This window comes from Pseudomonas sp. Sample_21 (genome assembly GCF_004307525.1).
GTDB lineage: Bacteria > Pseudomonadota > Gammaproteobacteria > Pseudomonadales > Pseudomonadaceae > Aquipseudomonas > Aquipseudomonas atacamensis.
The window spans coordinates 80702-93592 of sequence record NZ_RCNZ01000033.1 but is presented as its reverse complement, the minus strand read 5'-3'; the positions used below and the strand labels follow the sequence as shown (position 1 = coordinate 93592).

At 59.2% G+C, this 12891-nt stretch carries 13 protein-coding genes; all 13 read left to right on the top strand.

Annotated features, from left to right (window positions below):
• On the top strand, window positions 1-827 hold an 827-nt coding region (fleN, locus tag D8U71_RS03575; protein ID WP_241664195.1), incomplete at its 5' end, for a flagellar synthesis regulator FleN.
• Entirely contained in the window at window positions 824-1564 is a 741-nt protein-coding gene (fliA, locus tag D8U71_RS03570; protein ID WP_016771059.1) for an RNA polymerase sigma factor FliA, read from the top strand. The genes fleN and fliA, both read left to right, overlap by 4 nt.
• 167 nt (window positions 1565-1731) lie before the next feature.
• A complete protein-coding gene (locus D8U71_RS03565) occupies window positions 1732-2103 on the top strand; it encodes a chemotaxis response regulator CheY (RefSeq protein WP_024012118.1) in 372 nt (123 codons plus the stop codon).
• Between the two features lie 18 nt (window positions 2104-2121).
• Complete coding sequence (locus tag D8U71_RS03560; RefSeq protein ID WP_042607546.1) at window positions 2122-2910, top strand: protein phosphatase CheZ; 789 nt, start codon at window positions 2122-2124, stop codon at window positions 2908-2910.
• Between the two features lie 53 nt (window positions 2911-2963).
• Window positions 2964-5243 carry a chemotaxis protein CheA gene (locus D8U71_RS03555; protein WP_130887173.1) on the top strand — a complete coding sequence of 760 codons (2280 nt, stop codon included), beginning with the start codon at window positions 2964-2966 and terminating at the stop codon, window positions 5241-5243.
• A gap of 49 nt (window positions 5244-5292) precedes the next feature.
• Window positions 5293-6438: a chemotaxis response regulator protein-glutamate methylesterase gene (locus tag D8U71_RS03550; protein WP_056783833.1), complete on the top strand. Its 1146-nt coding sequence runs from the start codon at window positions 5293-5295 to the stop codon at window positions 6436-6438.
• Window positions 6438-7178 (top strand): flagellar motor protein, encoded by a 741-nt coding sequence (locus D8U71_RS03545; RefSeq protein ID WP_016771055.1) that lies wholly within the window; start codon window positions 6438-6440, stop codon window positions 7176-7178. Before D8U71_RS03550 ends, D8U71_RS03545 begins: the two co-directional genes overlap by 1 nt.
• Before the next feature lie 12 nt (window positions 7179-7190).
• Window positions 7191-8081: a flagellar motor protein MotD gene (motD, locus tag D8U71_RS03540; protein WP_016771054.1), complete on the top strand. Its 891-nt coding sequence runs from the start codon at window positions 7191-7193 to the stop codon at window positions 8079-8081.
• Window positions 8082-8124: 43 nt separating this feature from the next.
• Entirely contained in the window at window positions 8125-8913 is a 789-nt protein-coding gene (locus tag D8U71_RS03535; protein ID WP_024012121.1) for a ParA family protein, read from the top strand.
• A 90-nt stretch (window positions 8914-9003) separates the two neighbouring features.
• The gene (locus D8U71_RS03530) at window positions 9004-9957 is read left to right on the top strand and encodes a CheW domain-containing protein (protein WP_130887172.1); all 954 of its coding nucleotides are present in this window, start codon (window positions 9004-9006) and stop codon (window positions 9955-9957) included.
• Window positions 9958-10047: 90 nt separating this feature from the next.
• Window positions 10048-10533, top strand: coding sequence for a chemotaxis protein CheW (locus D8U71_RS03525; protein ID WP_016771050.1), 486 nt, complete (start codon window positions 10048-10050; stop codon window positions 10531-10533).
• Between the two features lies 1 nt (window position 10534).
• Window positions 10535-10930 (top strand): DUF2802 domain-containing protein, encoded by a 396-nt coding sequence (locus D8U71_RS03520; RefSeq protein ID WP_016771049.1) that lies wholly within the window; start codon window positions 10535-10537, stop codon window positions 10928-10930.
• 208 nt (window positions 10931-11138) lie between these two features.
• Window positions 11139-12779 (top strand): hypothetical protein, encoded by a 1641-nt coding sequence (locus D8U71_RS28315; RefSeq protein WP_177434879.1) that lies wholly within the window; start codon window positions 11139-11141, stop codon window positions 12777-12779.
• Window positions 12780-12891 lie beyond the last annotated feature (112 nt).

The following is a 12891-nucleotide window of genomic DNA, read 5'->3' as shown; positions in this document are numbered from 1 at the left end:
GCAGCATGCATCCCGTACAGGTGATCGCGGTGACCGGCGGCAAAGGTGGCGTCGGCAAGACTAACGTGTCAGTGAACTTGTCGCTGGCGCTGGCAGAGCTTGGCCGTCGGGTCATGCTGCTGGACGCCGACCTGGGCCTGGCGAACGTCGACGTTCTGCTGGGGCTGACACCCAAGCGCACACTGGCCGACGTTATCGAAGGCCGTTGCGAACTGCGCGACGTGCTGTTGCAAGGCCCGGGCGGGATTCGCATCGTGCCGGCGGCCTCCGGCACGCAGAGCATGGTGCACCTGAGCCCGGCGCAACACGCCGGCCTGATCCAGGCGTTCAGTGACATCGGCGACAATCTCGACGTGCTGGTGATCGACACCGCTGCGGGTATTGGTGACTCGGTAGTCAGTTTCGTACGCGCCGCGCAAGAGGTGTTGCTGGTGGTCTGCGACGAGCCGACTTCGATCACCGACGCTTACGCGCTGATCAAGTTGCTCAACCGCGACTACGGCATGAACCGCTTCCGCGTGCTGGCCAACATGGCGCAGAGCCCGCAGGAAGGGCGCAACCTGTTCGCCAAGTTGACCAAGGTCACCGATCGCTTCCTCGACGTCGCCCTACAATACGTCGGCGCCGTGCCGTACGACGAAAGCGTGCGCAAGGCAGTGCAGAAGCAGCGCGCCGTCTACGAAGCCTTTCCCCGTTCCAAGTGCGCGCTGGCCTTCAAGGCCATCGCCCAGAAGGTCGACACCTGGCCGCTGCCGGCCAACCCGCGCGGGCATCTGGAATTTTTCGTCGAGCGTCTCGTGCAGCAAACCGCAGGGCCTGTGATATGACCGCCAGTGGCATGAATCTTTACAAAAAGTCGGCGCGTGACGCGCAATACGAATTGATCGAGCGCTACGCGCCGCTGGTCAAGCGCATTGCCTATCACTTGCTGGCGCGCCTGCCGGCCAGCGTGCAGGTCGAAGACCTGATCCAGGCCGGGATGATCGGTTTGCTGGAAGTCTCGACCAAATACGACGCCAGCAAAGGCGCCAGTTTCGAAACGTACGCGGGCATTCGAATCCGCGGCGCGATGCTCGATGAAGTGCGCAAAGGGGATTGGGCGCCACGCTCGGTTCACCGTAATACCAGGATGGTCAGCGACGCGATTCGCTCGATTGAAGCTAAAACCGGCCGTGACGCTAAAGATCACGAGGTTGCGGCCGAACTCCAATTGAGTCTCGACGATTACTACGGGATTCTGAATGACACCTTGGGCAGTCGCCTGTTCAGTTTCGACGACCTGTTGCAGGACGGCGAACACGAAGGGCTGCACGAGGATGGCGCGAGTGCTCATATGGAGCCGTCACGCGATCTGGAAGATGAACGCTTCCAGGCGGCGCTGGCGGACGCGATTGCCAATTTGCCGGAGCGTGAGCGACTGGTGTTGGCGCTGTACTACGACGAAGAGCTGAACCTCAAGGAAATCGGTGAAGTCCTTGGCGTCAGTGAATCGCGGGTCAGCCAGTTACACAGCCAGTGCGCGGCCCGTCTGCGGGGGCGTTTGGGGGAGTGGCGAGCGCGCTGAAGGCAGTGTGGGGACACTGCGAAACGAGGCTGGTGCGGTGATGAACGGCGCCGGTCTCGATCCGTTGTGCTCCAGACAAACTTTAAGTGCTGCGCCGATTGATTGAAGTGGCGCGTCCAGGTGCTGGGCGCGTTTAAGACTGCTTGGAGGTCGAATTGAACAAAGACATGAAAATCCTCATCGTTGATGACTTCTCAACGATGCGGCGGATCATCAAGAACCTGCTGCGCGATCTTGGGTTCACCAACACCGTCGAGGCCGACGATGGCACCACTGCCATTCCGGTGCTCAACAGCGGCAGCATCGACTTTCTGGTAACGGACTGGAACATGCCGGGCATGACCGGTATCGACCTGCTGCGTCACGTGCGCGCCGATGAAAAACTCAAGCACCTCCCGGTGTTGATGGTGACTGCTGAAGCCAAGCGCGAGCAGATCATCGAGGCCGCCCAGGCCGGTGTGAACGGTTACGTGGTCAAACCTTTCACGGCTCAAGCGTTGAAAGACAAAATCGAGAAGATTTTCGAACGCATCGGCTGATGAATGCGCGGGGGAGCTATGGAGCATAACGAATCATCACAGGGCGATTTCGAATCGACCCTGAAAAAACACGCGGTCGAACTGGTCGAGAGCCTTGAAAAAGGCAGGTTCGGCGACGCGGTGCAACTGATCCATGAGCTCAATCAGACCCGTGACCGCGGCCTGTATCAGGAAGTGGGCAAGCTCACACGTGAACTGCACAGTGCGATCGTCAATTTCCAGATTGATCCGCACATGCCGCAGGCCGAGGAAGTGTCGCAAATCACCGACGCCACCGAACGCCTGGGCTATGTGGTCAAGCTGACGGAAGCCGCGGCCAACCGCACCATGGATCTGGTGGAAAGCGCCACGCCGGTGGTCAACAGTCTCGCTGATGAAGCGCAGACGTTGAGCGCCGATTGGGGCCGCTTCATGCGTCGCGAGGTCGGGGCTGAAGAGTTCCGCGAACTGGCGCGCCGGGTCGACGGTTTTCTGTCACGCAGCAGCACGGACAACCGTGCGGTGTCGAGCAACCTCAACGACATCCTGCTGGCTCAGGATTACCAGGACCTCACAGGTCAAGTGATCAAGCGTGTGACCCAACTGGTCACCGAAGTCGAAAGCAATCTGCTCAAACTCGTGCTCATGGCCAGTCAGGTCGACCGCTTTGCGGGCATCGAACATGACCGCGCCGCAATGCTTGCTGAAAAAGATCCACAAAAACATCTCTCGCAGGGTGAAGGTCCGCAGATTCATGCCGATAAACGAGAAGACGTTGTGTCCGGTCAGGACGATGTGGACGATTTGTTATCCAGCCTTGGATTCTAGAGTTTCGGAATTCGGGTTTTTTGGGTTTTTAGACCTGTAGGAGCACCCCATTAATGAGCTTCGGCGCCGATGAAGAGATCCTTCAGGATTTCCTGGTTGAGGCCGGCGAGATTCTTGAGCAACTGTCCGAACAACTGGTCGAGCTGGAAAGCCGCCCGGATGATGCAGATCTGCTCAATGCAATTTTTCGCGGTTTCCACACTGTAAAAGGGGGCGCCGGCTTCCTTCAGCTCAATGAGCTGGTGGAGTGCTGTCACATCGCCGAAAACGTGTTCGACATCCTGCGCAAGGGTGAGCGTCGCGTTGATGCAGAACTGATGGACGTGGTGCTCGAAGCACTGGACGCGGTGAACAGCATGTTCAGCGAAGTCCGTGAACGTGCACCGATCACCGCTGCCACGCCGGAACTGCTGGCCGCGCTGGCGCGTCTGGCCGAACCGCAATCGGCGGATGAAGCCGTTGCCGCGCCAGTGGAAGTGGTGGAAGAACCGGTCGCCGAAAGCGCATCGGACGACATCACCGATAACGAATTCGAACAACTGCTGGACTCGCTGAATGCCGTCAAGGCCCAGGCCGAGGCCCCGGCCGCTGCCGTGGCGCCCGCGCAGGTTGCCGACACGGCGGCCAGCGATGAAATCACCGACGCCGAATTTGAATCGCTGCTCGATCAACTGCATGGCAAAGGCCAGTTTGCTGTGGATGCGGTCGCTCCGGCGGCACCAGCAGCGCCGGCTGCTCCGGCCGCGCCTGCTGCGGGCGACAGCTCGGACATCACCGACGACGAATTCGAAGCCTTGCTCGATCAGTTGCACGGCAAGGGCAACTTCGCCGTTGACGCGCTGGAATCGGCCATCGCTTCGGCCCCGGCCGCACCTGCTGCACCGGCAGCCGCTGCGGCCGGCAGTGACCTGATCAGCGATCACGAATTCGAATCGCTGCTCGACGAATTGCACGGCAAAGGCAAGTTTGACGCTAGCGCTGCGACTGCCGGCTCTGCGTCGAGCGTCGCCACGCCAACGGCGAAAGCTCCGGCTGCCGCTGCTGTGCCGAAACCTGCCGCCAAGCCTGAACCGAAAGCCGAGACGCCGAAACCGGCCGCCGCTGCTGCACCGGCTCCGGCCCGTGCGCCAGCCGCTGCACCGGCAGAAAAACCGGCCAGCGAAGCAGAAACCACCGTGCGCGTCGATACCGCGCGGCTCGACGAGATCATGAACATGGTCGGCGAGCTGGTGCTGGTGCGTAATCGTCTGGTGCGCCTGGGCCTCAACAGCGGCGACGAAGCCATGTCCAAGGCCGTGTCGAACCTCGACGTGGTCACCGCTGACCTGCAGACCGCCGTGATGAAGACGCGGATGCAGCCGATCAAGAAGGTCTTCGGGCGCTTCCCGCGTCTGGTTCGCGACCTCGCACGTCAGCTCAAGAAAGAAATCAACCTGGAACTGGTGGGTGAAGAAACCGACCTCGACAAAAACCTTGTCGAGGCTCTTGCCGACCCGCTGGTCCACTTGGTGCGCAACGCCGTCGACCACGGCATCGAGTCGCCGGAAGAACGCGAAGCATCGGGCAAGGCCCGTGGCGGTCGCGTGGTGCTGGCGGCCGAGCAGGAAGGCGACCATATCCTGCTGTCGATCTCCGACGATGGCAAAGGCATGGACCCGAACGTCCTGCGTTCGATCGCGGTGAAACGCGGTGTGATGGACAAGGACGCGGCCGATCGCCTGAGCGATACCGAGTGCTACAACCTGATCTTCGCCCCGGGTTTCTCGACCAAGACCGAGATCTCCGACGTGTCCGGCCGTGGTGTCGGCATGGACGTGGTGAAGACCAAGATTTCCCAGCTCAACGGTTCGATCAACATCTACTCGACCAAGGGCCAGGGCTCGAAGATCGTCATCAAGGTGCCGCTGACCCTGGCGATCATGCCGACGCTGATGGTCATGCTCGGCAATCAGGCGTTCGCGTTCCCGCTGGTCAACGTCAACGAAATCTTCCACCTCGACCTGTCGACCACCAACGTCGTCGACGGTCAGGAAGTGGTGATCGTGCGCGACAAGGCGCTGCCATTGTTCTATCTCAAGCGCTGGCTGGTCAGCTCCGCTGCTCATGAAGAGCAGCGCGAAGGCCATGTGGTGATTCTTTCGGTGGGCACACAGCGGATCGGCTTCGTCGTCGATCAACTGGTCGGCCAGGAAGAAGTGGTCATCAAGCCATTGGGCAAAATGCTCCAGGGAACTCCGGGCATGTCCGGCGCCACCATCACCGGTGACGGCCGCATTGCGCTGATTCTCGATGTTCCAAGCATGCTCAAGCGTTACGCCACAAAGCGTATTTGAATCCGGGGCGGCGGCGCGATGACGCGCCGCTGCACCTAATGGAGTGTTTATGGCAGTCAAAGTCCTGGTGGTGGACGATTCGGGTTTTTTCCGCCGCCGCGTCTCGGAAATTCTTTCGGCGGATCCGAGCATCCAGGTGGTCGGCACGGCCACCAACGGTAAAGAGGCGATCGATCAGGCCATGGCCCTCAAGCCTGACGTGATCACCATGGACTACGAGATGCCGATGATGGACGGCATCACGGCAGTGCGGCACATCATGCAGCGCTGCCCGACCCCGGTGTTGATGTTCTCCTCGCTGACCCACGAAGGCGCGCGGGTAACCCTCGATGCGCTGGACGCCGGCGCGGTGGATTTCCTGCCGAAGAATTTCGAAGACATCTCGCGCAACCCCGAGAAGGTCAAGCAACTGCTGTGCGAGAAAGTCCACAGCATCTCGCGCAGCAATCGTCGTTTCAGTGCCTACAGCGCGCCGGCTCCCGCCGCTGCGCCAGCGCCGACGCCTGCTCCGGCAGCGTCGAGCTACGGCAGCCACACGAGCCACAGCAGCCCTGTCCCGGCACGTCCGGCGCCCGCGCCAGCGCCTGCCCGTGCATCCGCTGCCAGCGCTTCGTCGCCAGCACCGAAACGCAAAGCCTACAAACTGGTTGCCATCGGCACCTCGACTGGCGGCCCGGTAGCACTGCAACGCGTACTGACGCAGTTGCCGGCGAACTTCCCGGCGCCGATCGTGCTGATCCAGCACATGCCGGCGGCGTTCACCAAAGCGTTTGCCGAACGTCTCGACAAGCTCTGCCGTATCAGCGTCAAGGAAGCCGAGGATGGCGACATCCTGCGTCCGGGCCTGGCGCTGCTGGCGCCGGGTGGCAAGCAGATGATGATCGACGGCCGTGGCGCGGTGAAGATTCTGCCGGGTGACGAACGTTTGAATTACAAGCCGTGCGTGGACATCACTTTCGGTTCTGCAGCCAAGTCCTACGGCGACAAAGTTCTGGCAGTGGTGCTGACCGGCATGGGCGCCGACGGCCGCGAAGGCGCGCGTCTGCTCAAGCAGGGCGGCAGTTCGGTGTGGGCGCAGGACGAAGCAAGCTGCGTGATCTACGGCATGCCGATGGCCATCGTCAAAGCCGACCTGGCTGACGCCGTGTATGGTCTGGACGACATCGGCAAGCACATCGTCGAGGCGTGTATCTGATGGATGTTCTCAGCCTTATCGGCCTCATCATGGCGTTCGTCGCCATCATCGGCGGCAACTACCTTGAAGGCGGCCACCTCGGCGCGCTGGCCAACGGCCCGGCAGCGCTGATCGTGCTGGGCGGCACGGTCGGTGCTGCGCTGCTGCAATCGCCGATGAGCGCGTTCAAGCGCGCTATGCAGATTCTCGGCTGGATCTTCTTTCCGCCGCGTGTCGACCTGGCCGGCGGCATCGACCGCGTGGTCAATTGGAGCCTGACGGCGCGCAAGGAAGGCTTGCTTGGCCTCGAAGGCGTGGCCGACGCCGAACCTGACAGCTACTCGCGCAAAGGTCTGCAACTGCTGGTCGACGGCGCCGAGCCGGAGGCGATTCGCAGCATTCTCGAAGTGGATTTCTACACTCAGGAATCCCGCGATATCGAAGCGGCCAAAGTGTTCGAAAGCATGGGCGGCTACGCGCCGACCATCGGCATCATCGGTGCGGTGATGGGCCTGATTCACGTGATGGGCAACCTCGCCGATCCGTCGCAACTGGGTAACGGCATTGCCGTGGCGTTCGTCGCGACCATCTATGGCGTGGCCAGTGCCAACCTGATCCTCTTGCCGGTCGCGGCCAAGCTCAAGTCCATCGCGTTGCGGCAGTCGCGTTATCGCGAAATGTTGCTGGAAGGAATTCTGTCGATCGCCGAAGGTGAAAACCCTCGTTCCATTGAGTTGAAGCTGCAAGGCTTCATGGATTAAGGGAATAACCTCATGGCTCGTCGTCGCCACCAGGAAGAACACGTCAATCACGAGCGCTGGCTCGTGTCCTACGCGGATTTCATCACTTTGCTGTTCGCGTTTTTCGTGGTGATGTACTCGATCTCGTCGATCAACGAAGGCAAGTACAAAGTCATTTCCGAAGCGCTGATCGGCGTGTTTACCGACTCCGATCGCTCGCTCAAACCGATTCCGATCGGCGACGAACGACCGAAAACCGTGACCCCGGCCAAGCCGCTGGTCAAGGATGCCGAGCAGGTCGACGCCGGTATATCCGGGGCCAGCGACCCTTTGAAAAGCATCGCCGATGACATCAGTGCCGCCTTCGGTGATTTGATCAGCTCCAACCAGATGACCGTGCGCGGCAACGAGTTGTGGGTCGAGATCGAGCTCAATTCCAGCCTGTTGTTTGGCAGCGGCGACGCCATGCCGAGCGACATCGCGTTCAACATCATCGACAAGGTCGCGGCGATCCTCAAACCGTTCGACAACCCGATCCACGTCGAAGGCTTCACCGACGATCAACCGATCCGCACCGCGCAGTACCCGACCAACTGGGAACTGTCCTCGGCGCGTTCGGCGAGCATCGTGCGCATGCTCGCCATGCAGGGCGTAAACCCTGGGCGACTGGCGTCGGTGGGTTATGGCGAATTCCAGCCAGTGGCCAACAACGCCACGGTCGAAGGCCGGGCGAAGAACCGTCGCGTGGTGCTGGTGGTGTCGCGCAATCTCGATGTGCGCCGCAGCCTCACCGGCACCGGAACCGCCAATGCGCAACCGGATGCGGCGTTGAAGCGCGCTGGCACACAAACTGCACCGACCCCGGTCAAGACGCCGGGACGCGAGAGTGCCGTCAATTCTCCGTCGCCCGCATTAACACGCTGAAGCATGTCTCGGCCAATCAACCTGGCCGGGAGGAACGAACTGAATGAGAGTCTGGGCAGTCGCCAATCAAAAGGGTGGTGTCGGTAAAACCACATCCTCCATCGCTTTAGCCGGGTTGCTGGCCGAGGCGGGCAAGCGCGTGGTTGTGGTCGATCTCGACCCGCACGGCTCGATGACCAGCTATTTCGGCTACGACCCCGACAGCCTGGAACACAGCAACTACGACCTGTTTCTGCACAAGGGCAGCGTGCCGCAAGGCCTGCCGGGGCAGTTGCTGTTGTCGACCAGCGACGAACGCATTTCCCTGCTGCCATCGAGCACCGCACTGGCCACCCTTGAGCGCCAGTCGCCGGGGCAGAGTGGCTTGGGTCTGGTGATCGCCAAGAGTCTGGCGCAACTGTGGCAGGACTTCGATTACGCGATCATCGACAGCCCGCCGTTGCTCGGTGTGCTGATGGTCAACGCCCTCGCCGCGAGCCAGCAACTGGTGATCCCGGTGCAGACCGAGCACCTCGCCGTGAAAGGTCTGGAGCGCATGGTCAACACCCTGGCGATGATCAATCGCTCGCGCAAACAGCCGCTGCCGTTCAGCATTGTGCCGACGCTGTTCGACCGCCGCACGCAGGCGTCGATGGGCACCTTGCGCGTGCTGCGTGACAAATTCCCCGACGACATCTGGCACGGCTACATCCCGGTCGATACCCGTCTGCGCGACGCCAGCCGGGCGGGCGTCACGCCTTCGCAATTCGACGGCAAGAGCCGTGGCGTGCTGGCCTACCGCGCGCTGCTCAAGCACCTGCTCGCGCAGCAACTTGTTCCGCAGGTGGCCTGAGATGATTTCGATCTGTTTGCCCGAACCCTGTGGGAGCGAGCCTGCTCGCGAAGCAGACAACGCGGTTTCCCTGTCAGGCGCTGATCACCGATGAACCGCCCAGTGAAACTCACGTCACGTCCGCAACAGGCCTTGCAGTCCTATCTGGAAGACCTGTTGCTCGACCTGCCCGAGGACTTGCCTGCGCCGGCCGAAGCGCTGCCGCCAGTCGTCGAACAGGCGCAGCCTGAAGTGGTGGAAAGCACCGAGGCCATGGACGAGTTCCAGGCCGCGGTGCTGGAAGAGCAGGCCCGTGACGCGCAGAAATCCGTCGCTCCGATTGCCGCGCCCGCTGCTGCCCCCGTGGCCAAAGCACCGGTGGCGCTGATCGACGAACCGCGCGCGCCACTGTCGACACTGGCGCCGCTGCTGCAAACACAATTATTGACCGTGCCGGAACCCGAACCGGAGCCAGAACCCGCGCCGCAGATTGCTGAGCCGCAGGTGCTGGTCCCTCCGCTGGTCGAAGTGCACCTGCCGCCGAACAACCCGCCGCCACCGGTCGAGCCCGATGGCCGTCCGGCCTGGGCTGCCGAAGCCTTCGAATGCTTGCTGTTCGATGTTGCCGGGCTGACCCTGGCGGTGCCGCTGGTGTGCCTTGGCTCGATCTATTCGCTGGCCGGCCACGAGCTGACGCCGCTGTTTGGCCAGCCGGAGTGGTTCCTCGGCATTCTGCCGAGCCAGGCCGGCAATCTGAAAGTCTTGGACACCGCGCGCTGGGTCATGCCGGATCGTTACCGCGATGACTTCCGGCAGGGCCTGCAATACGTGATTTCGGTACAAGGTTACGAGTGGGGGCTGGCGGTGCATCAGGTCAGCCGCTCGTTGCGCCTGGACCCGAATGAAATCAAATGGAGAAGTCACCGGGGTCAGCGGCCATGGCTCGCCGGCACCGTGATCGAGCACATGTGTGCATTGCTTGACGTATCCGCACTGGCCGAGTTGATCGCCAGCGGCGGGGCAAAGCACTTGAGTGGCAACAAGCCGCTACATAAACCGACATAGCAGCCGACATAACAATCAGGCGATGGCATTTTCCAGTGCCACCACACAGAACACACACCGCCCGGGGCGGTTTTTTCGAGGGGTCAGGGTATGAGTAGTCAGGCGTCGAATGCAAAAGGTTCTGAAGATCCGATCCTGCAATGGGTGACCTTCAAACTGGATAACGAAACCTATGGCATCAACGTGATGCGCGTGCAGGAAGTGCTGCGCTACACCGAGATCGCGCCGGTACCGGGTGCACCGAGCTACGTGCTGGGCATCATCAACCTGCGCGGCAACGTGGTCACCGTGATCGACACCCGTCAGCGCTTCGGCCTGCACAGCGGCGAGATCAGCGACAACACCCGTATCGTCATCATCGAAGCCGACAAGCAAGTCGTCGGCATCATGGTCGACAGCGTCGCCGAAGTGGTTTACCTGCGTCAGTCGGAAATCGAAACCGCACCGAACGTCGGTAACGAAGAGTCGGCCAAGTTCATCCAGGGCGTGTGCAACAAGAACAACGAACTGCTGATTCTGGTCGAGCTGGACAAGATGATGAGCGAAGAAGAATGGTCGGAACTGGAGAGCATCTGATTTGATTCTCGAGGTTGCGGTAATTGTTCTGTTCCTGTTCTGGGCCGGCACGCTGGCGATGTTCGTCTCGTACATCAAGGCGCAGCGAGTGATCGCTGCACAGCAGGCCCAGGGTGATGCGCTGCGTGATCAGCGCATCAAGGAACTGGCCAAACGCGTCGACGATTACCAGAACGGCAACGTGCGCATGGGCGAGGCCCTGCACGAGTTGCGCGCGGTGGTAAGCCCGTTGCCGGACAAGATCGTTGCCCTGGAACAACGCGACCCGTCGAGCCTGTCATTCGCCCAGGCGGCGAAACTGGTAGGCATGGGCGCCAGCGTCGATGAACTGACTCAGTCGTGCGGGTTGACCCAGGCTGAAGCGGAGTTGATGCGCAAGTTGCACAAGGGCAGCTAGGAGCTTCAGGCTTCGAGCGGCAAGCTAGACCAAAAGATCGCAGCCTTCGGTAGCGCCTACAAAAATCTCATGTAGGTGTTGCCGAAGGCTGCGATCTTTTCATTTGCGCATAAAGTACCGCCTGTCGGGACTGTCAGATCTTACAGTGGATAACGATGTTCCATGCTCAACATACTCGAAATTAATTCAATTTCATCCGGGTATGAATATGAAACTTATACTGCTATTGCCTTTGGTTTTTTCCGCCACTGTTAACGCCATGTCTGGTCAGGCGTTGGTGACGGATATGAATGCCCGATACAAAAGCACTGTATCGCAGTGTTCAAACGGAACACCTGCCTACTATTGCTCCGGTGTTCTTCTGCGGGCGGTGGATTACAGTACGAGTTTCAAGTTCTGGGATTACGGATTCAAGGCGACAACCCTCGGTTCTGTTGCGTTTACTTATATCCGCTCGGATGTGGGCAGTACGACGTTGAACGGAAACAGAAAAAGCGGGTTCATCCTGAAAGATCAAACGTCAGCTCTAGTTGACGACAAGGCACTGAATCTGCGCTGCATATATCCTTTCCCGACTGAATCACTTGATGCTCGCGCCGAGCATGGATGTGGGTTTGCGCCTAAATCGGCGCTACTGAATGTGGATCTGGCCAATTGCGCCAAGCTCGCGGTACCGGCTACAACAGCAGGGGCATGGCTGAAAAACTTTCAGGAGCATGGTTCGCTGCCCAAGAATCAATGTTCTTTGAGCACTGTGGTTGCGGTCCAGTTCAAGGCTACTCTGGAAGCTCACAAATTGGTGAGCGCGGCTTGGACGACTAAACCTACTGAAGTCCTGATAGAGACGTGGGACAGAAGTAGACCGGAAAAGCTGCCATTAGAGGCGCTGTTTTATGAAAGCTCAGCGCCGGAAAAGTTGGCAGATGCACAGAGATTTCAACGGGAATACTATTTAGAAACATCGCTGTATGTACCAATCGTGAGACTGAACCTCACAGCAGTGAATGCAAATGTATTCAGCTACTCGACTACTGATCAGGTGTTCGGTCAATCGGCAGCCGAACGTTTGAACAATAAATATGCCAACGTAGCAAACGACTGTGGAGGCCGGGCTGCTTACTATTGCAGTGGTGTGATTATGAGGGTGACCGGCACTAGTCCTAAATACCATGCTTGGGACCCGAGTCCACACTCGATAAAAACAGGCGGCGTGTCGTTCTCCTATTTTCGAAAGGATTTAGGCATCGAAACTCTGGTGTGGGGCGAAACTCAAGGGTTTATTTTCAAGGATTTTGATACTGCCGAGAAATTGGGTAGTTATTCCACGCCCCTGTTATGTTCGTATCCATCTGATGCGAATACATTTAGTCGGCCAACCGATAGGGGATGTGGCCCGAATGATTACTACCCGCAAACCAGTCGTTCATGTCCACAAGTGGGCGTGACGACAATTGAACAATGGAAAGTCCATTATCGTTCAGTGGGTGGGTCAGGTTATTTTTCTCAAAGAAATAGGAATCAATGCGGTTTTGCAGCTGATAAGAGTCAGTTCGCGTTAAGTCTACAAGCTCGGAATAATTTCGAGCGGCCAGCGGAAGAGCGGCCATACCATAATGAAGTGATGTTGAGAACTTGGCCGGAGGGGATACCTGCGCAATTACCTATTGCGGCTTTTTTTTACCTGTTTAACCAATCTCGTGCAGTAGGGGTGGAGGGGGCGAAATATGCGCAGCAAGATTATTTTAATGTTACAGGGGGCTTGTTGCCGGTTATACGGGTTACTTTGATCGATGGCTCGCCGACTGCATTCAGTTTTCATGAGGATGAGCAGTCGGAAATCTGGAAGTAAGCTTCGAAAAAACTTTATGGTTTACCGGCTTTTAAAGTGTTGATTTCTCTCCTTTTCAATGTTTTTTGAGGCTGAAAGAATGAAATGTCTTTTATGTTTATTTTCACTGTTT